Annotated in this window: 18 protein-coding genes; 12 read left to right on the top strand and 6 right to left on the bottom strand. The window is 66.1% G+C overall.

Annotated elements, in window-relative coordinates; all coding sequences use genetic code 11:
* Positions 1–56: 56 nt before the first annotated feature.
* The 4 genes from VDQ18_RS10545 to VDQ18_RS10530 all read left to right on the top strand — a co-directional run bounded on the left by VDQ18_RS10545 (position 57) and on the right by VDQ18_RS10530 (position 2,733).
* Positions 57–908, top strand: a complete 852-nt coding sequence (locus tag VDQ18_RS10545) for a bifunctional helix-turn-helix domain-containing protein/methylated-DNA--[protein]-cysteine S-methyltransferase (protein ID WP_323020897.1) — start codon at positions 57–59, stop codon at positions 906–908.
* A 128-nt stretch (positions 909–1,036) separates the two neighbouring features.
* A complete protein-coding gene (locus VDQ18_RS10540; RefSeq protein WP_323020896.1) occupies positions 1,037–1,672 on the top strand; it encodes an OmpA family protein in 636 nt (211 codons plus the stop codon).
* Positions 1,673–1,783: 111 nt separating this feature from the next.
* Complete coding sequence (locus VDQ18_RS10535) at positions 1,784–2,554, top strand: FadR/GntR family transcriptional regulator (protein WP_323020895.1); 771 nt, start codon at positions 1,784–1,786, stop codon at positions 2,552–2,554.
* Between the two features lie 11 nt (positions 2,555–2,565).
* The gene (locus VDQ18_RS10530) at positions 2,566–2,733 is read left to right on the top strand and encodes a hypothetical protein (RefSeq protein ID WP_170121818.1); all 168 of its coding nucleotides are present in this window, start codon (positions 2,566–2,568) and stop codon (positions 2,731–2,733) included.
* A gap of 243 nt (positions 2,734–2,976) precedes the next feature.
* Here the strand turns inward: VDQ18_RS10530 and VDQ18_RS10525 are convergent, their stop codons facing one another.
* The 3 genes from VDQ18_RS10525 to VDQ18_RS10515 all read right to left on the bottom strand — a co-directional run bounded on the left by VDQ18_RS10525 (position 2,977) and on the right by VDQ18_RS10515 (position 5,766).
* Positions 2,977–4,083, bottom strand: a complete 1,107-nt coding sequence (locus VDQ18_RS10525) for a site-specific DNA-methyltransferase (protein ID WP_323020894.1) — start codon at positions 4,081–4,083, stop codon at positions 2,977–2,979.
* Between the two features lie 112 nt (positions 4,084–4,195).
* A complete protein-coding gene (locus VDQ18_RS10520) occupies positions 4,196–4,813 on the bottom strand; it encodes a ribonuclease HII (protein WP_323020893.1) in 618 nt (205 codons plus the stop codon).
* Between the two features lie 209 nt (positions 4,814–5,022).
* A complete protein-coding gene (locus VDQ18_RS10515; RefSeq protein ID WP_323020892.1) occupies positions 5,023–5,766 on the bottom strand; it encodes a hypothetical protein in 744 nt (247 codons plus the stop codon).
* Positions 5,767–6,006: 240 nt separating this feature from the next.
* Between VDQ18_RS10515 and VDQ18_RS10510 the strand changes: the two genes are divergently transcribed.
* Both VDQ18_RS10510 and VDQ18_RS10505 read left to right on the top strand, forming a co-directional pair.
* The gene (locus tag VDQ18_RS10510; RefSeq protein WP_323020891.1) at positions 6,007–6,297 is read left to right on the top strand and encodes a hypothetical protein; all 291 of its coding nucleotides are present in this window, start codon (positions 6,007–6,009) and stop codon (positions 6,295–6,297) included.
* The gene (locus VDQ18_RS10505; protein WP_107751481.1) at positions 6,269–6,979 is read left to right on the top strand and encodes a hypothetical protein; all 711 of its coding nucleotides are present in this window, start codon (positions 6,269–6,271) and stop codon (positions 6,977–6,979) included. Before VDQ18_RS10510 ends, VDQ18_RS10505 begins: the two co-directional genes overlap by 29 nt.
* An 83-nt stretch (positions 6,980–7,062) precedes the next feature.
* Here the strand turns inward: VDQ18_RS10505 and VDQ18_RS10500 are convergent, their stop codons facing one another.
* Positions 7,063–8,331 carry a phosphopantothenoylcysteine decarboxylase gene (locus tag VDQ18_RS10500; RefSeq protein WP_323020890.1) on the bottom strand — a complete coding sequence of 423 codons (1,269 nt, stop codon included), beginning with the start codon at positions 8,329–8,331 and terminating at the stop codon, positions 7,063–7,065.
* Positions 8,328–9,401, bottom strand: a complete 1,074-nt coding sequence (locus VDQ18_RS10495; protein WP_323020889.1) for a transglutaminase family protein — start codon at positions 9,399–9,401, stop codon at positions 8,328–8,330. Before VDQ18_RS10495 ends, VDQ18_RS10500 begins: the two co-directional genes overlap by 4 nt.
* A 339-nt stretch (positions 9,402–9,740) precedes the next feature.
* On the opposite strand from VDQ18_RS10495, the gene VDQ18_RS10490 reads away from it, so the two are divergent.
* From VDQ18_RS10490 to VDQ18_RS10465, 6 genes are read left to right on the top strand one after another with little or no spacing between them, the layout of a single operon-like run.
* A complete protein-coding gene (locus VDQ18_RS10490) occupies positions 9,741–10,616 on the top strand; it encodes a branched-chain amino acid ABC transporter permease (RefSeq protein ID WP_323020888.1) in 876 nt (291 codons plus the stop codon).
* A gap of 4 nt (positions 10,617–10,620) precedes the next feature.
* Positions 10,621–11,700, top strand: a complete 1,080-nt coding sequence (locus VDQ18_RS10485; RefSeq protein WP_323020887.1) for a branched-chain amino acid ABC transporter permease — start codon at positions 10,621–10,623, stop codon at positions 11,698–11,700.
* A complete protein-coding gene (locus VDQ18_RS10480) occupies positions 11,697–12,497 on the top strand; it encodes an ABC transporter ATP-binding protein (protein ID WP_323020886.1) in 801 nt (266 codons plus the stop codon). The genes VDQ18_RS10485 and VDQ18_RS10480 overlap by 4 nt, the downstream gene beginning before the upstream one ends.
* Positions 12,494–13,264, top strand: coding sequence for an ABC transporter ATP-binding protein (locus VDQ18_RS10475; protein WP_107751475.1), 771 nt, complete (start codon positions 12,494–12,496; stop codon positions 13,262–13,264). The genes VDQ18_RS10480 and VDQ18_RS10475 overlap by 4 nt, the downstream gene beginning before the upstream one ends.
* Positions 13,261–15,126, top strand: coding sequence for a long-chain fatty acid--CoA ligase (locus VDQ18_RS10470; RefSeq protein ID WP_323020885.1), 1,866 nt, complete (start codon positions 13,261–13,263; stop codon positions 15,124–15,126). The genes VDQ18_RS10475 and VDQ18_RS10470 overlap by 4 nt, the downstream gene beginning before the upstream one ends.
* Before the next feature lie 44 nt (positions 15,127–15,170).
* Positions 15,171–16,358 carry an ABC transporter substrate-binding protein gene (locus VDQ18_RS10465; protein ID WP_323020884.1) on the top strand — a complete coding sequence of 396 codons (1,188 nt, stop codon included), beginning with the start codon at positions 15,171–15,173 and terminating at the stop codon, positions 16,356–16,358.
* Between the two features lie 88 nt (positions 16,359–16,446).
* Here the strand turns inward: VDQ18_RS10465 and gltB are convergent, their stop codons facing one another.
* A complete protein-coding gene (gltB, locus tag VDQ18_RS10460) occupies positions 16,447–20,985 on the bottom strand; it encodes a glutamate synthase large subunit (RefSeq protein ID WP_323020883.1) in 4,539 nt (1,512 codons plus the stop codon).
* Positions 20,986–20,994 lie beyond the last annotated feature (9 nt).

Genomic DNA, 20,994 nt, shown 5'->3' with positions numbered 1-20,994 from the left:
CCGGGGAGTAGATTGGTCCCAAAGGGCGTATTTGAAGCAGAATGAAGGGGCGGGCGATGGACGGGGATCAGGACGAGCGGGCCTATCATTACGGGGTCATCGGCCGGGCGATTGCCGAGATCGACGCGGCGGGCGAACGGGTCTCGCTGGAAGAGCTGGCCGGGCGGCTGGGGATGAGTCCGGCGCATTTCCAGCGGGTCTTCACGCAATGGGTCGGCGTCTCGCCAAAGCGCTATCAGCAATATCTGGCGCTGGGCCATGCGCGGCGGCTTCTGGCCGAGCGCTTCACCGTGCTGGAGGCGGCGCATGCCAGCGGGCTGTCGGGGCCGGGGAGGCTGCACGATCTGTTCCTGCGCTGGAAGGCAATGACGCCCGGCGATTACGCCAAGGGCGGGGCGGGGCTGACCATCCATTGGGGCTGGTTCGACAGCCCCTTCGGTCCGGCGCTGGTCATGGGGACCGAGAAGGGGCTCTGCGGCATGGGTTTCGCCGCCGAGATGGGGGCGGAGGCGGCTTTTGCCGATCTGACCGGGCGCTGGCCGAAGGCGCGGTTCGTCGAGGATCCGATGCGGCTGAAGCCCTGGGTCGACAGCGCCTTTGGCACGACGGGCGGGCTGAGCGAGACGCCGCTCTACCTGATCGGCGCGCCCTTCCAGATCAAGGTCTGGGAGGCGCTGCTGACCATCCCCTCGGGCCAGGTCACTACCTATTCCGAGATCGCCCGGGCCATCGGCCAGCCGACCGCCAACCGGGCGGTGGGGGCGGCGGTCGGGCGCAACCCGATCTCCTGGCTGATCCCCTGCCACCGGGCGCTGGCCAAATCGGGTGCCCTGACCGGCTATCACTGGGGTCTGCCGCTCAAACGCGCCATGCTGGCCTGGGAGGCGGCGCGCGACGAGGCGGCCTGAGCCGCCGATGCCGCTGGCGGCAACCCGCCGATCAAGCAATCTTGACGCGAGCGGCATGCTGCGGGCTCTGTCGCCCGGAAACGCCTTTCGCTAGGGTTTCTGCAAAACCATTCCGAAGGAGTATTTCCATGATGGCATCCAAGGCGTTCGCGGCCCTCGCCGCGCTCTCGCTCACCGCAGCCTGCACCACCTCGACGGGCGAGATGAACCGCACCCAGACCGGCGCCATGACCGGCGCGCTGGCGGGCGGTCTGCTGGGTCTGGCCACCGGCCAGGGCAACCGCACCCCCGAGGTGCTGGTCGGCGCGGGCCTCGGTGCCATCGCGGGCGGTGCCATCGGCGCGCATATGGACCGGCAGGCGGCGGAACTGCGCGCGCAGCTCGGCTCGAACGCCACGGTGGTCAACACCGGGCAGGAAATCACCGTGACCATGGCGCAGGACATCCTGTTCGCCACCGACAGCTATTCGGTCCGCCCGGATCTGGCGCAGATGCTGCGCAGCGTGGCGCAGAACATCAATTCGTATCCGATGAGCATCGTCTATGTGACGGGGCATACCGACTCGACCGGGTCGGAATCCTACAACCAGCAGCTGTCGATGCGCCGCGCCGATGCGGTCGCCGGCGTGCTGATCGGCGCGGGCGTGCCGGGCAACCGGGTGCAGGCGCGCGGCATGGGCGAATCGCAGCCCATCGCCTCGAACGACACCGCGTCGGGCCGGGCGCAGAACCGCCGCGTGGTCATCACCATCCGTCCCAGCTGATCGCCGGGACATCGCGACAGGGGCCGGGCCATGCGCCCGGCCCCTTTTCGTTGATAGCCCATTGCTTGACGCCGGCTGCGGTCATATCTCTTGACCAATCGAGGGAGAGTCATGCCGTTTCAACCGGTTCATCAGGAAAGGCTGTCGCAGGGGGTGGTTCGCCAGATCGAGCTTCTGATCCTGCGCGGCCTGTTGCGTCCGGGCGAGCGTCTGCCGGCCGAGCGCGAGCTGGCCGAACGGATGGGCGTGAGCCGTCCCTCCCTGCGCGAGGCGATCGCCGATCTGCAGGCGCGGGGGCTGGTGGTCAGCCGGGCGGGCTCGGGCGTGTTCGTGGCCGACATGCTGGGATCGGCCTTTTCCGGCGCGCTGACCCAGCTTTTCGCCAGCCATGACGAGGCGGTCTTCGACTATGTGAGCTTCCGCCGCGATCTGGAGGGCATGGCCGCCGACCGCGCCGCGCGCTTCGGGTCCGAGACCGACCTCAAGGTCATCGACACGGTGTTTCGCAAGATGGAAGCGGCGCATCAGAAGCGCAACCCGGCCGACGAGGCCGAACTGGACGCCGAATTCCACCTGGCGATCATCGAGGCCAGCCACAACATCATCATGCTGCACATGATGCGGGCCATGTTCGACCTGTTGAAGGCGGGGGTCTTCTACAACCGGCAGCAGATGTTCCGGCAGCGCACGACGCGCGATCTGTTGCTGGAACAGCACCGGGCGATCAACGTTTCCATTCAGATGCGCGATCCCGTCGCCGCACGGGCTGCGGCCGAGCATCATATGAGTTATGTGGAACAAACGCTGAGCGACCTGCGCAAGGCGGATCGCAACGAGGATGTCGCGCGGCTCAGATATCAGCACGAGCTGGCGCGGGACTGAAAGGACAGAAGATGGCAGATTACAGCAAATCGGGCGGGCGCAGCGGCGCCGGCAAACAGCCCCGCAACAAGACGGTCGTCGAACATCCCAAGGGCAAGCTGGGCGGCGCCCCGGACAAGGCGGAACTGCTGGCGCGGATGAAGAAAGCCGCCGAGAAGAACGCCGACAAGGACGCCTGAGCCCCGGCTGCGGGCGATCCGGCCCGGCGGTTCCCGATCCCGACAGCCGAAACCGGCGCCGCAGCCCGGCGCCGGTTTTCGCCTGTCCGGCGGTTGGGCGCCGATCGCCGCCGGTTGCGGGTCTTGGCCCTTGACCGCCAGGCACAAGCGCTAGATCAAGGTAAAAAAAAGCCCCCGGCCGAAGCCGGGGGGTAAAGTGGCGTCCCATCTGGCGACAGGACGCTGGCGGTAAACAAATGCGCGTCAGTCGCGGCCGATCTCGGACCGGATCTGCTGACGCAGGATGTCGATGGGGATCAGCTGGCCATCCCGCTTGAATTGCCAGTAGGTCCAGCCGTTGCACGAGGGCGCGCCTTCGAGCGCGGCCCCGACCTGGTGGATCGAGCCCCGGTGCGCTTCGGACACCAGCGAGCCGTCGGCCCGCACCTTCGCCGGCTTTCCGCGCGGCGAGAGCAGAACCTCACCCGGTCTCAGCAACCCGCGTTCCACGAGCTGGCCGAAGGGCACGCGCGGTTCGGCGCGTTTCGAGGATGTCGTTTCCAGCGCCGAGGCATCGAGGGGCCGCACCCGCGCCAGACGCGCCGTGGCGGCCTTGCGGTAGTTCTCCTCGCGCTCGATGCCGATGAAATGGCGGCCCAGCATCTTGGCCACGGCGCCGGTCGTGCCGGTGCCGAAGAACGGGTCCAGCACCACGTCGCCGGGGTTGGTGGAGCCGATCAGCACCCGGTGCAGCAGGCTTTCGGGCTTCTGCGTCGGATGCGCCTTGTCGCCGTTCTCGTCCTTCAGACGCTCGTGCCCGGTGCAGATCGGCAGCACCCAGTCCGAGCGCATCTGGATGCCCTCGTTCAGGGCCTTCAGCGCCTCGTAGTTGAAGGTGTATTTGGATGCCTCGGCCTTCGAGGCCCAGATCATCGTCTCATGGGCGTTGGTCAGCCGCTTGCCCTTGAAGTTGGGCATCGGGTTGGACTTTCGCCAGATGACGTCGTTCAGCACCCAGAAACCCGCATCCTGCAGGGCCGCACCGACCCGGAAGATGTTGTGATAGCTGCCGATCACCCAGATCGCGCCATCGGGTTTCAGCAGGCGCCGGGCCGCTTTCAGCCAGGCGCGGGTAAAGGCGTCATAGGCGGCGAAACTGGCGAACTGATCCCAGTGGTCCGTCACGGCATCGACGGCGGAATTGTCCGGCCGATGCAGGGCGCCCTTCAGCTGAAGGTTATACGGCGGGTCTGCAAAGATCAGATCAACGCTGCCCTCGGGCAGGCTGTTCATGATCTCGATGCAATCGCCCGCAAGAATTTGGTCGAGCGGTAGCTTTTCAGCCACCGGCGCCCGGGTCTTCGTTGTCATCACTGCCTCATCTGGGCGCCATCTTTTTTTGCAGCGCTCCGTTATGGGCCAAGATGATTCAAGACGGGCGTCCCGTCAATTCCTTTTTGAATCAGGTGTTTATTTTGCGTTCTTAACACAACATCTTGCGGACGGGGCCGAAGCTCCGGCGATGATGTGGGGTGACCCCCTGTTGCTCAAGTGCAACGCGGTGTTGGGCCGAGGGGTAGCCCATGTTTTTTTCCCAACCATATCCAGGGTTTGCGAGCGCAAGTTCACGCATGATCGCATCGCGTTCGACCTTGGCCAGGATCGAGGCCGCGGCGATGGACAGGCTGATCGCGTCCCCCTTCACCACGGTCTGCGCCGGGATCTCCAGCCCCTTGGGCAGGCGGTTGCCGTCGATGAGCGCGTGCTGGGCGGCGGGGCTCAGCGCAGCCAGCGCCCGGCGCATGGCGAGGTGGCTGGCCTCGAGGATGTTGAGCGCGTCGATTTCCTCGACACTGGCATGGGCCACGGCGAAGGCCAGGGCGCTGGCGCGGATCTCCAGCGCCAGACGCTCGCGGGCGCGTTCGGTCAGGCGCTTGCTGTCGTCGATGCCCTGGGGCAGGTGGGCGGGGTCCAGGATCACCGCAGCGGCGGTGACGGGGCCCGCCAGCGGGCCGCGGCCCACCTCGTCAACACCGGCCACCAGCGGCAGGCCAAGGGCGGTTTCCAGCGACAGGTCGGGGCGGGGGCGTGGGTTTGTCATGCGCCGTTGAACCATGCGCGGCGAGGCTGGGCAACAGCAAGGGCGGGTCTTGCGACCCGCCCCGCCCCGGCCCGAAGACCGGGGGTTTGGCATGCCCGTTTACACATTGACCGGCGCCGGCACCGACCCACTCGTTACTGTTCTCACCATTGCGGGCAATCGTTACGAAACGCTTACATTGGACCGATGATCTGCAAATGTTCTGCAGGTTACCGGAAGCCCTCCTGCCGCAGGCACTGGCCGGTATAGATGCGCTGACCGTCGGTCGAGCGGACCTGGCAATGGCCGGGCAGGTTGTAGAAGCCCGCGTTCTCCAGGCAGTTCGCCCAATAGCCATCGACCCGGCTGCCGTTCATGCGGAAATGCATGCTGCACTGGTCGGGCAGGCGGGCGATGGGGCGCTGCTGCCAGCCCGGGCCACCGCTATAGGGCGGACGACGGTCGGGGTAGCGCCCGCCATAGGGAGGACGGCGGTCGTTGTCCCAGCGGTCGTCCCAGCGCGGCGGCTGGCTCCAGCCACCCCCGGAATACCGGCTGTAACCGGCGTCATAGAGGCATTCGGCGATATAGCCGGTGCGGGTGCGGCCGTTGTTGACGCGGAATTCGTAGCGGCAGTTGCGCGGCAGGTTGTCGTAGCCCGCGCGGTTCAGACAGCGGGCGTTGTAGGAATCGATGTTGCGCCCGTTCACGCGGATCGTTTCCAAACACTGGCCGGGCAGCGTCCAGCGGCCGGTGTAGGCGGGCGTGCTGTTGTCGTCGATGGCATTGACGATGGCGCCGATGACGATGGCCCCGGCAAGGAAGCGCAGGATGTCCTCGGCATTGTCGGCCTGGGCCGGACGGGGGGCGGCGCTGACACCGGCGAAGGCCACGGCGGCAGCGGCGGCGAGCATCGTCGCCCGACGCGGCAGCAGCCCGGCCGCAAAGCGGCGGAGGGGATTGGTAACTGTCATGACCTGACCTTTCAGGGATGCGGGTTGACGGGTCGGCAAGGGCCCAGCCACGAAGGGACTCAGAGAGGCCTTACCGGCATGGCTTCACGCTGCGCGTACCGGTCGTGACAGGCAATATCGCGGGTCGGTTATCCGATAACGCCTGTCTCGTCCGAGGGTTCCATCGCCCCGATATTGCATAGCGCAGGGGGTCGGCGCATCTTTGCCGAAGATCCCGCCATTCCCCCGAAGGACCCCGACATGCGCATGAAACTGCCGATTCTCTCCCTGGCCCTGCTGGTAACGCTGGCCCTTCCCGCCCAGGCTGCCTGCTTTGCGGAATACCGCGCATCGCGTCAGAACCCGGTGCAATTGGCCTATGGGGTCGCCCAGATCCCCGGAAACAGCTGCAGCGCGCAGGCCGCCTCGCAATATCTTCAATCCCGCCTGTCGTCGTCCGGCTGGACCTTGCAGAATATTGTGTCCACAGTGACCAGCAACTCTGCGCCAGCAAACTCGGGCTATACCGGTGGACACTACCTCTCTTACTGAGAATTCCCTCACCCGCGGCGGGTCCCGGGCGATTCAGCTCGGTCTGGCGGCCATCGTCCTCATCCTGGCGGCGGCCGCCATTCTGCTGTTCCTGAACCTGCCGGACACCAACGAGTTCAACGCCCGCGTCCTGCAGATATTTGCCGAGAATTCCGACCTGACCGGGCAGGCGGAGCTGCGGCTGCTCGAAATCCTGGCGCAGTCGGGCACCACCTTCACCGAGGTGCTGGTCAGCTACCGCGGCGTGATCTTCGTGCTGATCGTCTTCGCCAGCCTGCTCTTGATCACCTCGCTGGTGTTGGTGCTGGCGCTGATCGCCCTCAACCGCAAGCTGGCCGTGGTGCAGAAGACCGGGATCCAGGTGTCCTCGCTGGTGATCAGCCGGTCCGAGCGCAAGGTCTATATCAACGATCTGGAATTCAACCTGACCGAAGCCGCGGTCGAGGCGCTGGCGGTGCTGGCCGAGGCGCGGATGGATGACGAGATGCTGACCGGCACCTCGCTGGAAGCGGTGATCACCGGACGCCGCGAGTCGGATTGCGAGGAAGCGGCGGGCGCCACCCGCATCAAGCGGCTGCGCGATTCGCTGGGCAACCAGATCGTCAGCGAGCTTCTGGTGCGCAACATTCCCCGACAGGGCTACATGCTGGCCGTCGAGAAGGACGTGATCCGCATGATCTGACCGCGACGCGGTCCCCCGGAAAAGACCGTCCCGCCCCCCGAGGGAAGGGGCGGGACGGGGGCCGTGCCGGTCGTTTTGCGGGGCTATTCGGCAGCGTTCAGCATCGCCGCTTGCCCGGCCAGGCCTTCCAGGTGGTCGGCAATCGCGCTGGCGATGGCCCGCTTGTTCTCGATCGGGGTGACGCCATGCGGATAGACCATCAACGCGCGCTGGTCGGTGCCGCGGGTATCCTCGCCCCGCGTGGCGACGACAACGCCCGCGCGGTCGAGCCGCTTGGCGGCGACGCGGACCAGTTCCTCCTCGCTGACGCCTTCGAGGTATTTGAAGGCGACGGTGTGCATGTCGGGATCGGCGGCCATGGCCATGTCGATGACCTTCTCGGTCGGCTCCAGTTCCAGCATCAGGCTGGACTGGCCCGAGGCGATCTTGCCCTGCACCGCCTGTTTCGGCCGGTAATCGGCGACGCCTGCCGAAAAGACCCCGGCCCAGACCCCGGCCTTGACCCGCTCGACCACCGTGTCGCGGTATTCGTCATAGGTGCGGGTCACGGTGATCGGCATCGGCGTCTTCGGCCGCCAGGCGCCATCGCCGAGGATCAGCTCGGCCTCGGCCCCGCGCCAGGTCAGTTCCTCGGCCACCTGCGCGCCCAGACGCCCGCGGAAGCGGTTGACGATGCGCCGCACACCGTCAATCGGCACCGGGGTGGGGCCCGCCGTGACCATGATCCGCCGCCCGCGCAGCCGCGACTGGCTGAGCGCCCGGCCGACCGCGATGCAGAGGAACTCGGTATCGGGCAGGTTGTGCTTGCCATAGGCGTCGCGCGGCGCGATCAGATGCACGCCCTGCGCGGCCAGACGGCGGGCATTGTCCACCAGCTGCGCGTTATGCATCGTGCCGTGCATGGTCGGCGCGACCAGAACCTGCGCGCGGCCCTGTTCCATCCGTCCCAAAGCCGAGATCAGCGTCGAGGTGACGACCGAATCGCCGATGCCATGCGCCATCTTGGCGATGGTCGAATGGGTGGCGGGGGCCAGCAGATAGGCGTCGAAGGGCTGCGAATCGCTCAGATGCTCGGCCCGCCAGGTCAGGCCGGTCACCACCGGACCCAGCGTCGCCCATTCCAGCGCCTCACGCGCGACGTAGCGCAGCGCGTCCTCGCTGGCGAAGGCCACGACCTCGGCCCCGTGGCGGCGCAGGCCGCGCGCGACTTCCGGGGTCTTCATCGCCGCGATGCCGCCGGTGACGAGCAGCGCGATGCGCTTGCCCGCCAGCCGGTCCGAGGCGCGCGGCACGTCGTGGTCGCCCATGCTCGACGGCGTGGGCGCCCGGAAGTCCCAGTCGTAAAGGCTCATGCACGCACCTCGTCATCCTGCGCGCTGGTCTGGGCCGTCTGGTCGAGGCCCGGACGCCATTTCAGATGCGCCCCGCGGGCACGGTCTACGCGGGTGTTCAGCGCCTCGAAATGACGGGTCAGGAAGCGGCTGCGCTTGCCCATCTCCTCGGCGATTGAGGGCACGACCGTGATGTCGAAGAGGTCGAGGTGCTGGATCTCCATCGACGGGATGTAGGGGCTGCCCTCGGTCAGGACCGGCTCTTCGCGCGGCGCCATCCAGGGGAACATCTCCAGGAAGATGCGGTAGCTGGCGTAATCGTAGGAGGCATCCGCCCCGTGCCAGCGCCCGCCCAGCTTCACCGCGCCGAAGTAATGGCGCACGGTCGGGCGTTGCAGGGCCAGCCAGCCGGTCGGCATCAGCTTGCCCAACACACTGGTGGAAATCGGAATTTCGGCGAAACCGGCCTCGAGCCCCGCGGCCCGCATCAGCGCGACCTGCAGGTTGGTCTTGGTGGTGCACATGCCGACGCCGCGCACCAGCGTGTCCGAGGCGCGCTCCTGCCAGGCGCCGAAGCGGTAGGGCATGGCGTGGACGAACTTCAGGATCGCCTCGGCGGTGCTGGCGGGGGTGGCGCGGCGCAGACGGGCGGCCTGACGGCGGATCTCGGGGTGTTCGTGGTTACACAGCGTCTCGGGGTCGGGCAGGTGGTCGGGGGGGGTCGCGGCCAGTTCGGCGGCATCGGCGCCGATCAGCGCCTTGGCGATGATGCGGTGCTGCTCGCGGCTGGCGTTCTGGCTGTCCAGCGACCAGACGCGGGCCGGCATGTCGACCGCCAGAAGGTCGTTCTGGTCGGCGCCGAAATGGTTGCCGGGCCCGTACCAGCCCCGCGCACCGGCCAGACGACCGTCGAGCACGACATTGAGCGGCGCATCGCCGGTCATTTCCAGATGGGCGCCGGGGGCAAGGTGACGGACGCGGCCACGGGCGAAGATCTCATCCTCGAAGCCGTCCAGATAAAGGCCGAGAGTTGAGTCCCTGAACAGCGAGAGCAATTCAGGGTTGAACTTTTCGGCAGCGAGATTTGGCATGAGAACCCCCAAAGGTTAGCTTTGCAGCAGATCGATACGACCCGTACTGGTCAGGGCAGCGAAAAATACGGTCGAACACACGTGAAGAATAACCCCGCAATGCACGCAGAAGAAGAGTTTTGTTTCCGCCGGGGCTACAAATCCAAATGTGTGCAAACCTTTGCCACACTTTTGCCATGGTGTCGGGACGCAGGGTTCCCCGACGTCGCTTTTTCCCAACCGGTCGAAAAACGGTTGAATCGCAGGAGGGTTGCAGCAATTCTGGATTGACGCGTCCGGAGGACCGGCACCGGCGGCCAACGCCGGGTCAGGGGCGACGCGGGTCTGGGAGGACCATCCATGGATGTGCTGCAACTGCTGTTAAGCGGTCTCGCGAACGGCTGCGTATACGGTCTCGTCGCCTTGGGATTCGTGCTGATCTACAAGGCGACCGAGGCCGTGAACTTCGCCCAGGGCGATCTGATGATGCTGGGCGCCTTCGTCATGGTGGGCCTGGTCAACCCGCAATACATGGGCCTGAACTTCTGGCTGGCCGTGCCCTTGGCGCTGTTGATCATGGGGGCGCTGGGCTATCTGCTGGACATCGCCATCCTGCGCTTCATGTTCGGGCAGAGCCAGACGGCGGTGGTGATCCTGACCATCGCGCTGGGCTTCGTGATTCGCTTCGTCGCGGGGGTCATCTGGGGGCACGAGCCGCAGAACCTGCATTCGCCCCTGGCGCTGGGCGACGTGCGGATGGGTGGCGTGGTGCTGTCGATGGCCGATATCGCGGTGATCATCGTCACGCTCGCCATGACGCTGGGCCTGTGGCAATTCTTCCAGCGCACCAAGCTGGGCCTGGCCATGCAGGCCGCCAGCCAGAATCAGATGGCGGCCTATTACATGGGCATCCCGGTCAAACGGGTGCAGGGCGCGGTCTGGGCGCTGGCGGGTGTCGTCGCCTGTGTGGCGGGGATCCTCTATGCGTCCAAGGGGACGCTGGCCATCTCGGCCGGGTTCATCGGCATCAAGGCCTTCGCCGCGGCGGTGATCGGCGGATTCGGCTCGCTGCCCGGCGCGCTGATGGGCGGCCTGATCGTCGGCATCATCGAACCTTTCGCCGCGCGCTATTTCCCTGCCGGTTATTCGCAGATCGCGCCCTATGCGCTGCTCATCCTGGTTCTGGTGTTCCGCCCGCACGGGCTGTTCGCGCAGGTCCGCGTGAAGAAGGTCTGAGCGGATGCGGTTTCATTTCAAGACCAGTTACGACCACGACATCCGCCTGTTCCCCGATTGGTGGAACTTCTCGCTCTACGCGGCGCTCCTGCTGGTGCTGCTGGCCCTGCCCTGGGTGATCGACAGCTTCTATCTGGGCGAGATGACCAACGTGCTGATCTGGGCGGTGGCGGGGCTGGGGCTGATGCTGCTGACCGGGCAGACCGGGCAGGTGAGTCTGGGCCACTCCGCCTTCATGGCGATGGGGGCCTATTCCTGCGTCAACTTCATGGAGCTGGGGCTGCCGTTCCTCGCGGCCTTCCTGCTGGCCGGGGTGTTCACCGGCATCATCGGCGGGATCATCGCCATCCCGGCGCTCAGGCTGCATGGCGTCTATCTGGCGATCTTCACCCTGGCGCTGTCGATCCTGATGGACGACCTGATCGTCATCCTGTCCCCCTGGACCGGCGGCGTGAACGGCTATTTCGCGCCCGAGATCTGGATCTTCGGCATCGAGATCAACCGCTGGGCCGCGCCCGAGACCTGGTATTACCTCGCGCTGGGCACGGCGCTGATGGTGACCTTCTTCTACCGAAACCTGCTGCGCTCGCCGCTGGGCCGCTCCTTCGCCGCCGTCCGCGATTCCGAGATTTCGGCCCAGGCGATGGGGGTGGACGTCGCCCGCACCAAGACGCTGGCCTTCGGGTTGAGCTGCGCCTTTGCCGGGCTGGGGGGCGCGCTGATGGGCCTTTTCGCCGGGGCCTTCAACAATGAGACGTTCAACTTCCTGATCTCGATCCAGCTGCTGATGGCGATCATCATCGGCGGCCTGGGCTTCATCCACGGTGCCTTCCTCGGCGCGATCGTCATCGCCTTCCTGCCGCAACTCCTGTCCATCGTTACCGATCAGCTGGGCTCCACCTCGATCCCCGGGCTGGAGACGGGCGTCTTCGGCATGATCCTGATCGCCTTCATCCTGTTCGAGCCGATGGGGCTTTACGGTCGCTGGCTGAAGATCCGCACCTGGCTGCAGCTCTTCCCCTTCGCCCGCCGCGACATGTTCCGCCGCCAGAAATCCTATCTGAAGACGGAGCGCCTGAGATGAGCCTGCTCTCCCTCGATGGCGTGACGCTCAAGTTCGGCGGCGTGACGGCGGTCAACAACCTCAGCATGGCGGTGGAGGAGGGGCAGGTCTTTGCCCTGGTCGGGCCGAACGGCGCCGGGAAATCCACCGTTTTCAACATGATTTCGCGTTTCTATCGGCCGGTGTCGGGGTCGATCACCTTCGACGGGCACAACCTGCTGAACCACAAGGCGCATGAGATCGCCAATTTCGGCATCGCCCGGACCTTCCAGAACATCGAACTCTTCGAGATGGCGACGGTGTTGCAGAACCTGCTGGTCGGGCGGCACCGGCACCGGCGCAGCACGCTGGTCGAGCAGATGCTGTTCACCGGCCGCATCCGGCAGGAGGAACGCGAGCATCGCCACGCGGTCGAGGAGGTGATCGACTTTCTGGACCTGCAGCCTTACCGCGACACGCGCATCGCCGGCCTGCCCTATGGCGTCCGCAAGGTGGTGGAGCTGGCCCGCGCGCTATCCACCAAGCCCCGGCTCTTGCTGCTGGACGAGCCCGCCTCGGGCCTCTCGGTCGAGGAAACGCAGGACATGCGCTGGTGGATCGACGACATCCGCCGCCAGATGGGTATCACCGTGCTGATGGTCGAGCATGACATGGGGCTGGTCAGCAAGGTCTGCGACCGGGTGCTGGCGCTGGCCGATGGCGCCAAGCTGGCCGAGGGCACGCCCGCCGAGGTGCAGGCGCATCCGGCGGTGATCGAGGCCTATCTCGGGACCTCGGCCATCTCGAAAACCGCGAACGCGGCGGGGGTGCGGGTATGAGCGCGCTGCTGGAGGTGCGGAACCTCGAAACCTTCTACGGCCCGATCATGGCGATCCGGGGCGTCAGCCTTGAGGTTCACAAGGGTCAGGTCGTCACCGTGCTGGGCGCCAATGGTGCGGGCAAGACGACGCTCCTGAAGACGATTTCCGGCATCATGGACCCCGAGAAGGGCCAGATCCTGTTCGAAGGCGAGGAAATCCAGGGCCGCGAGCCGCATCAGGTGGTGCGCCGCGGCATCGTGCAGGTGCCCGAGGGGCGCGAGGTCTTCCCGCTGCTGACGGTCGAGGAAAACCTCGCGCTCGGCGCCTATACCCGCCACGACAAGGCCGAGATCGCCCGCGACCGGGACATGGTGTTCAGCTATTTCCCGATCCTCGCCGAACGCCGGGGGCAGGAGGCGGGCACCATGTCCGGCGGGCAACAGCAGATGCTGGCCATCGGCCGGGGGCTGATGCTGCGCCCGAAGATCATGCTGCTGGACGAGCCCAGCCTCGGCCTGTCGCCGCTTCTCACGCAGGAGATCTTCACCATCCTGCGGCGCCTCAACCAGGACGAGGGCGTGACGATGATGCTGGTCGAACAGAACGCCGCCGTGGCGCTGGATCTGGCCGATCAGGGCTATGTGATGGAGCTGGGCCGCATCGTCATGTCGGACACCGCCGAGAAGCTCGCGGCCTCCGAGGATATCCGCAGTTTCTATCTGGGCCACGCCAACGAAGGCGCGCGGGGCGAGCGGCGCTGGAAAAAGAGGAAGACCTGGCGATGAGCACGCTTCCCCAGACGGTTATCAAGGGCGTCCGCGTCAACGCCCAGCCGGGCCAGCGCCCGGTGCATATCGACGGCCACACCACCATTCCCGCCCTGCTGCGCGCCCGCTGCCAGGAGAACGGCAGCGCCACCGCGCACCGGGCCAAGGAGCTGGGCATCTGGCAGGCCTATTCCTGGGCCGATTACCTGGACCGCGTCCGCGAGATCGCGCTCGGCATGCGGGCGCTCGGGTTGCAGAAGGGGCAGGTGATCTCGATCCTGTCCGAGGACCGGCTGGAATGGATCCAGTGCGACATGGCCGCGCAATGCCTGGGGGCGATTTCCTCGGGCGTCTACACCACCGATTCGCCGTCGCAGCTGGCCTATCTGGTCAATGACAGCGACACCCAGATCCTGTTCGTCGAGAATGACGAACAGCTCGACAAGTTTCTGGCGGTCGAGGGGCAAATGCCGGGCCTCAAGCAGGTCGTGATCTTCGACAAGGTCGGCCTGCACGACTTCCAGCATGAGAAATGCCTGTTCCTCAGCGATCTGGTCGAGCGGGGCAGGGGTGGCTCGGCCGCCGAATTCGATGCCGCCATCGACGCGGTGCAGCCGGGCGATACGGCGGTGCTGATCTATACCTCGGGCACCACGGGCAACCCCAAGGGGGTGATGCTGACGCAGGAAAACATCATGGCCGGGATGGAGGTCAGCCTCTACAACCTGCCCTTCACCAAGGGCGCGGAACAGCTCTGCTTCCTGCCGCTCTGCCATATCCTCGAACGCATCGTCTCGCTCTACACGCCGCTCATCGTCTCTTCGACGGTGAATTTCGCCGAAAGCCCGGAGACGGTCTTCGACAACCTGCGGGAAATCTCGCCGCATGGCTTCGTGGCCGTGCCGCGGGTCTGGGAAAAGATCTATTCCCGCGTGTTGCTGATGGCGCAGGAAAGCACGCTGATCGGGCGCTGGGCCTTCGCCCAGGCGCTGAAGGCGGGGCGGGCACGGGCGGAATGCCTGCTGGACGACCGGCCGGTGCCCGCGGGCGTGGCGCTGCGCTACCGGATCTGGGATTTCCTGGTGCTGGCCAATCTGCGCCGCATGCTGGGGATGGACCGCATCATCCACGGCCTGACCGGCGCCGCGCCGATCTCGCCCGATCTTCTGCGCTGGTATTTCGCCATCGGCGTCCCGGTCTACGAGGGCTGGGGCATGTCCGAAACCTCGGGCATCGGCACGATCAACCTGCCGGGGGCCAACAAGGTCGGCTCCATCGGCCAGACCTGCGCCGGGATCGAGACGCGGATCGCCCCGGATGGCGAGATCCAGGTGAAGGGGCTCAACGTCTTCACCGGCTATCTGAACAAGCCCGACAAGACCGCCGAGGCCTTTACCGAGGACGGCTGGATGCGCACCGGCGACGTCGGCCGCATCGACAACCAGGGCTTCGTCACCATCACCGGCCGGATGAAGGACATCATCATCACCGCGGGCGGCAAGAACATCACCCCGGCCGAGATCGAGAGCCGGTTGAAGTTCAGCCATTACATCTCAGATGCGGTGATCATCGGCGACCGCCGCAAGTATCTGACCTGCCTGATCATGATCGATCAGGAAAACGTCGAAAAATACGCCCAGGACCACAAGGTGCCGTTCAGCGACTTCCGCTCGCTGTGCCGCGCCGAGCCGGTGCTGGACCTGATCCGCCGCGAGGTGGAGGAGGTGAACAAGGAGTTCGCGCGCGTCGAGCAGATCAAGGATTTCCGCCTGATCGACGTGCTTCTGACGGCCGAGGATGAGGAGCTTACGGCCACGATGAAGCTGAAACGCGCAACCGTCGAGCAGCGGCACAAGGCGCTGATCGACGCCATGTATTGACGATCGCAAAGGGGCCCCGCGGGGGTCCGAAAGGGGAGGAAGACATGACGACGACCAAGATGCTTCTGACGGCGGCCGCCTTCACGGCGCTGGCTGCCGGCGCCGGTGCGCAGACGCGCGGCGTCACCGATACTGAGATCCTGATCGGCGGCGCGCATGACCTGTCGGGCGTGTTCGCGGCGGTCTCGACGCCCGCGGTGAACGGCGCCAACCTCTATATCGACATGGTGAACGAAAACGGCGGCGTGCATGGCCGCATGATCCGCTACATCGTCGAGGATCACGGCTATCAGCTGCCCCGCGCCACCCAGGCCTACAACAAACTGATCGAGCGGGACGGCGTCTTCGCCATGCTCTTGAACCTGGGCACGCCGCATAATCTGGCGCATTACCCGCTGATGGAACGCCGGGGTGTGCCGAACCTGAACCCGCTGACCGCGGCCCGGGCGATCCTGCCCGACCCGCCCGGCATGAACTTCACCGGCTTCTCCAGCTATTACGATCAGATCCAGGCCGGGGTCGAATATCTGCACAACACCACCGGCGCCACGACCGTCTGCGCGATGTACCTGCCGACCGATTTCGGCGAGGAGATCGCGCTGGCCTCGCATGAGGCGGCCGAGCGGCTGGGCCTGACCTTCGGCGAAGAGACCACCCACCGCCCCGACGAGGAAGATTTCGTCGGCGCCGTCAGCCGTCTGCGCGACGCGGGCTGCCAGATCGTCACCCAGGCGCTGGGCGTGCGGCAGGGGATCACCGTGGTCGGCACCGCCAAGCGGCTGGGCTGGACCGACGTGAGCTTCCTCACCTCCTCGGCCGGGTTCCTGGAGCCGGTGGCCATGGTGCCGGGCGGCGTGACCGACGGGCTCTATGCCTCGGCCGGGTGGCAGGACCTGCGGGCCCGCGCCGATGAAGAGGCCCCGGCCGCCTTCATCGCCGCCTATGAAGCGCGCTATGGCCAGCCGGCCTCGGGCTTTGCCATGCTGGGCTACACGGCCGCCGAACAGATGGTGATGGCGCTGGAAGCCGCCGGACCGGACCTGACGACCGAGGGCTTCGTCGCGGCGATGGAAGCGCTCGATTACGACGATCCGCTGCTGGGCACGCATATCAACTTCGGCACCGGCCATCAGGGCGCCAACAACATCTTCATCAGCCAGGTCGGCGAAGGGCATTGGAACACGCTGGCCGAGATCGACGGCGACACGATGCAGGAAGTGCCGATGGAGTGATCCGTCAGCCGGACAAAAGGAAAGGGGCCGCGGTGGCGGCCCCTTTTTTCGTTGATAAGCGGTGCGTGCGAGCACGCACCCTACGGCGTCATTCCGCCGGCATCGCCTGGGCCTCGTGGGCCAGCGGGTGCGGCAGGTGGACCAGCATTTCCTTCGGGCATACCTGGAGGAAATTCGCCTTCTCCACATCCCAGCGGCGCAGGATCTCGGCGCCCTTGGCGCTTTCGGTCTCGGCCACGTGCTGTTCGAGCAGCGACTTCAGCTGATCTTCCCAATGCGCCACCGTCACCGGGCAGGTGACCAGCGATTCCATGTTGATCAGGTTCTCGGCCGCGCCTTCGGGGTCATAGACATAGGCCATGCCGCCGGTCATCCCGGCGCCGAAGTTGGCGCCGATCGAGCCGAGGATCACGGCGACCCCGCCGGTCATGTACTCGCACCCGTTCGAGCCGCAGCCCTCGACCACCACCGAGGCGCCGGAGTTGCGCACGGCGAAGCGCTCGCCCGCGCGACCGGCGGCGAAGAGTTTGCCGTCGGTGGCGCCATAAAGGACCGTGTTGCCGATGATCGTGTTCTCGGAGGCTTTCAGCGGCGAGGACATGCGCGGACGCACCACGATCAGCCCGCCCGACAGCCCCTTGCCCACGTAATCGTTGGCATCGCCGAAGACTTCCAGCTTCAGCCCGCGCACCGCGAAGGCGCCCAGCGACTGACCGGCCGAGCCCGCCAGCTTGACCGTCAGGTGATCGGGCTGCAGCGCATTGCGCATTCCGAACTTCTTGACGATGTGGCTGGCGGCGCGGGTGCCGACCGTGCGGTGCGTGTTGCGCACCGCATAGCTCAGCTGCATCTTCTCGCCTTCCTCGAAGAAGCGGGCGGCGTCGCGGATGATTTCGCTGTCCAGGGTGTCCGGCACGGCGTTGCGCGGCTTGTCGCGGTCGTAGCGGATCGAGCGCGCGCCATCGACGGTGATCAGCAGCGGGTTGAGGTCAAGGTCATCGAGATGCGCCGACCCGCGGCTGACCTGCGCCAGCAGATCCGCCCGGCCGATGATCTCGTCAATCGACCGCGCGCCCAGCGAGGCGAGGATTTCCCGCACTTCCGAGGCGTAGAAGGTGATCAGGTTCACCACCTTGTCGGCGTTGCCGGTGAACTTGGCGCGCAGTTCCGGGTTCTGGGTGCAGACGCCCACCGGGCAGGTGTTCGACTGGCACTGACGCACCATGATGCAGCCCATGGCGATCAGCGCCGCGGTGCCGATGCCGAATTCCTCGGCCCCCAGCATCGCCGCCATGACGATGTCGCGCCCGGTGCGCAGACCGCCGTCGGTGCGCAGCGTCACCCGGTCGCGCAGGTTGTTCATGGCGAGGACCTGATGCGCCTCGGTCAGGCCCATCTCCCACGGCAGGCCCGCGTATTTGATCGAGGTGCCCGGGCTGGCGCCGGTGCCGCCGTTGTGGCCCGAGATCAGGATCACGTCGGCCTTGGCTTTCGCCACACCGGCGGCAATCGTGCCGACGCCCGAGGAGGCCACCAGCTTGACCGTCACCTTGGCCCGCGGGTTGATCTGCTTGAGGTCGTAGATCAGCTGCGCGAGGTCTTCGATCGAATAGATGTCGTGGTGCGGCGGGGGCGAGATCAGCGTCACGCCCTTGGTGGAATGCCGCAGCCGCGCGATCAGCTCGGTCACTTTCATGCCGGGCAGCTGGCCACCCTCGCCGGGCTTGGCGCCCTGCGCGACCTTGATCTCCAGTTCTTCGCACTGGTTCAGGTATTCGGCGGTGACGCCGAACCGGCCCGAGGCCACCTGCTTGATCTTGGCCGACGGATTGTCGCCGTTGGGCTCGGGGAAGAAATGTGCCGGATCCTCGCCGCCCTCACCGCTGTCCGACTTGGCGCCGATCCGGTTCATGGCGACGTTAAGGGTCTTGTGCGCCTCAGGGCTCAGCGCGCCCAGCGACATGCCCGGGGTGACGAAGCGCTTGCGGATCGAGGTGATGGATTCCACCTCCTCGATGGGCAGCGGACGGCCCAGCGGCTTGAAGTCCAGCAGGTCGCGCAGATGGATCGGCGGGTTCGCCTGCAGCGCCGCGGTATACTTGCGCCACAGGTCATAGGAGGCGCGCTCGCAGGCGTTTTGCAGCAGGTGCATCGTCTGGGCTTCCCAGGCGTGCTTCTCGCCCGAGCGGCGCGCCTTGTAGAAGCCGCCGACCGGCAGCGGGCCGACCGGGGCCTTCCAGCCCTTGTCGTGCACTTCCTCGACCTTCATCTGGATGCCGTGCAGACCGATGCCCGAGATACGGCTGTGCATGCCGGGGAAATACTCGGCGACCATGGCGCGGGAAAGGCCCACGGCCTCGAAGTTCAGCCCGCCGCGATAGGACGAGATGATCGAGATCCCCATCTTCGACATGATCTTCAGCAGGCCCGCGTCGATGGCGTCGCGGTAGCGGCGCATCGCGTCGACCAGCGAGCCCTCGATCAGGCCGCGGCTGATGCGGTCGGCGATGGTGTCCTGCGCCAGATAGGGGTTCACCGTGGTCGCGCCGCAGCCGATCAGCACCGCGAAGTAATGCGGGTCGATGCATTCGGCGGCCCGGACATTGATCGAGGTGAAGGTCCGCAGCCCCTTGCGGGTCAGCCAGGAATGCACGGCGCTGGTGGCCAGGATCATCGGCATGGCGACCCGGCCGGGGTCCTGCTTCTCATCGGTCAGCACGATGTGCGAATTGCCCGAGCGCACGGCATCCTCGGCCTCGGCGCGGATCCGCTCCAGCCCCTGACGCAGCGCGTCCTCGCCTGCGCCATCCTCGAAGGTGCAGTCGATCATCGCCACGCCGTCGCCGAACTGGCGGACCATGACCTTGAATTCCTCGTTGGCGATGAACGGGGATTCGAGCACCAGGATCTCGGTCTGCGCGCTGCTTTCGTCCAGCACGTTCTTGAGGTTGCCGAAGCGGGTCTTCAGCGACATCACCCGGCTTTCGCGCAGGCTGTCGATCGGCGGGTTGGTCACCTGGCTGAAGTTCTGGCGGAAGAAATGGCTCAGCGGGCGGTAGACCTTGCTGAGGACCGCGGCGGGCGTGTCATCGCCCATCGAGGCGATCATTTCCTTGCCGTCCTCGGCCATCGGCGTCAGGACCTGCTCGACCTCTTCCATCGAATAGCCGGCAGCGATCTGGCGGCGGCGCAGCGATTCGCCGTCGAACATCGGCAGTTCCGGCACATCGGCCAGCAGCTTGTTCAGCTCGACGATCTTGTCGGTCCATTCGCCGAAGGGCTGGCTGGCGGCCAGACGGTCCTTGAGCGCCACGTCGCGGTAGAGTTTGCCCTCTTTCATGTCGACGGCAATCATCTGGCCCGGGCCGAGGGCGCCTTTTTCGCGCACGGTCATCTCGTCGACCGGCACCATCCCGGTTTCCGAGCCCGCGATCAGCATGCCGTCGCCGGTCACCACATAGCGCATCGGACGCAGGCCGTTGCGGTCGAGGCCGCCGCAGACCCAGCGGCCATCGGTCATGGCCAGCGCCGCCGGGCCGTCCCAGGGCTCCATCACCGAGTTGCAATAGGAATACATATCCTGCCAGGCCTGCGGCAGCTCGACCGTGGCCTTGGACCAGGCTTCGGGCACCAGCATGGTCTTGGCCATCGGCGCCGAACGGCCCGAGCGCACCAGAACCTCGAACACCGCGTCCAGCGCGCCCGAATCCGAGGTGCCCGCCGGGATGATCGGCTTGATATCCTCGGCCATCTCGCCGAAGGCGGACGAGGCCATGCGGATTTCGTGCGACCGCATCCAGTTGACGTTGCCCTTCAGCGTGTTGATCTCGCCGTTATGGGCGAGCATGCGGAACGGCTGGGCCAGCCACCATTGCGGGAAGGTGTTGGTCGAATAGCGCTGGTGATAGATCGCGAAGGACGAGATGAAACGCTCGTCCATCAGGTCGGGGTAGAAGACGGCGACCTGCTCGGCCAGCATCATCCCCTTGTAGATCACCGAGCGGCAGGACAGCGAACACAGATACAGGCCCTGGATCTGCTGCGCGGCGGCGGCCTTCTCGATCCGGCGGCGGATGACATAGAGCTCGCGCTCGAAGGTCTCTTCGTCCGTGCCTTTGGTGTTCTTGATCAGGATCTGCTCGATCTCGGGGCGGGTGGCGTTGGCCTTCTCGCCCAGAACCGAGGTATCGACCGGCACGTGGCGCCAGCCATAGATGTAATAGCCCATCCGCAGCACTTCGGCCTCGACGATGGTGCGGCAGCGCTCCTGCGCGCCGAAATCGGTGCGCGGCAGAAAGACCTGGCCCACGGCGATCAGCGCGTCGAGGTCGGGCTCGTGACCCGTGCGGCGCACCTGGTCGTGGAAGAAGGGGACCGGGATCTGCACATGGATGCCCGCGCCGTCGCCGGTCTTGCCGTCGGCATCGACCGCGCCCCGGTGCCAGACCGCTTTCAGCGCGTTGATGCCGTTGACGACGACCTGCCGCGAGGGCTTGCCGTTGATCGAGACGACGAGGCCGACGCCGCAGGAGGCATGCTCGTCATCGGTCTTGTACAGACCGTTGGCATCCATCCACTGACGCTTGGCTTCTTCGGCCGCGACCCAGTTTTCATCATAGACGGTCATGGCAGTCTC

Source organism: Pararhodobacter sp. (assembly GCF_034676075.1).
In the GTDB taxonomy this organism is placed as follows: domain Bacteria; phylum Pseudomonadota; class Alphaproteobacteria; order Rhodobacterales; family Rhodobacteraceae; genus Pararhodobacter.
Note: the sequence above shows the minus strand (reverse complement) of the source record. Positions and strands in the feature narration are given on the sequence as shown.

Excerpts from the sequence above, each read along its gene's own strand:
- VDQ18_RS10475 (WP_107751475.1), top strand. The coding sequence starts at position 12,494 with ATGAGCGCGCTGCTGGAGGTGCGGAACCTCGAAACCTTCTACGGCCCG.
- VDQ18_RS10480 (WP_323020886.1), top strand. The coding sequence starts at position 11,697 with ATGAGCCTGCTCTCCCTCGATGGCGTGACGCTCAAGTTCGGCGGCGTG.
- VDQ18_RS10495 (WP_323020889.1), bottom strand. The coding sequence starts at position 9,401 with ATGCCAAATCTCGCTGCCGAAAAGTTCAACCCTGAATTGCTCTCGCTG.
- VDQ18_RS10510 (WP_323020891.1), top strand. The coding sequence starts at position 6,007 with ATGCGCATGAAACTGCCGATTCTCTCCCTGGCCCTGCTGGTAACGCTG.
- VDQ18_RS10535 (WP_323020895.1), top strand. The coding sequence starts at position 1,784 with ATGCCGTTTCAACCGGTTCATCAGGAAAGGCTGTCGCAGGGGGTGGTT.
- VDQ18_RS10515 (WP_323020892.1), bottom strand. The coding sequence starts at position 5,766 with ATGACAGTTACCAATCCCCTCCGCCGCTTTGCGGCCGGGCTGCTGCCG.
- VDQ18_RS10525 (WP_323020894.1), bottom strand. The coding sequence starts at position 4,083 with ATGACAACGAAGACCCGGGCGCCGGTGGCTGAAAAGCTACCGCTCGAC.
- VDQ18_RS10465 (WP_323020884.1), top strand. The coding sequence starts at position 15,171 with ATGACGACGACCAAGATGCTTCTGACGGCGGCCGCCTTCACGGCGCTG.
- VDQ18_RS10530 (WP_170121818.1), top strand. The coding sequence starts at position 2,566 with ATGGCAGATTACAGCAAATCGGGCGGGCGCAGCGGCGCCGGCAAACAG.
- VDQ18_RS10520 (WP_323020893.1), bottom strand. The coding sequence starts at position 4,813 with ATGACAAACCCACGCCCCCGCCCCGACCTGTCGCTGGAAACCGCCCTT.
- VDQ18_RS10490 (WP_323020888.1), top strand. The coding sequence starts at position 9,741 with ATGGATGTGCTGCAACTGCTGTTAAGCGGTCTCGCGAACGGCTGCGTA.
- VDQ18_RS10470 (WP_323020885.1), top strand. The coding sequence starts at position 13,261 with ATGAGCACGCTTCCCCAGACGGTTATCAAGGGCGTCCGCGTCAACGCC.
- VDQ18_RS10540 (WP_323020896.1), top strand. The coding sequence starts at position 1,037 with ATGATGGCATCCAAGGCGTTCGCGGCCCTCGCCGCGCTCTCGCTCACC.
- VDQ18_RS10545 (WP_323020897.1), top strand. The coding sequence starts at position 57 with ATGGACGGGGATCAGGACGAGCGGGCCTATCATTACGGGGTCATCGGC.
- gltB (WP_323020883.1), bottom strand. The coding sequence starts at position 20,985 with ATGACCGTCTATGATGAAAACTGGGTCGCGGCCGAAGAAGCCAAGCGT.
- VDQ18_RS10485 (WP_323020887.1), top strand. The coding sequence starts at position 10,621 with ATGCGGTTTCATTTCAAGACCAGTTACGACCACGACATCCGCCTGTTC.
- VDQ18_RS10500 (WP_323020890.1), bottom strand. The coding sequence starts at position 8,331 with ATGAGCCTTTACGACTGGGACTTCCGGGCGCCCACGCCGTCGAGCATG.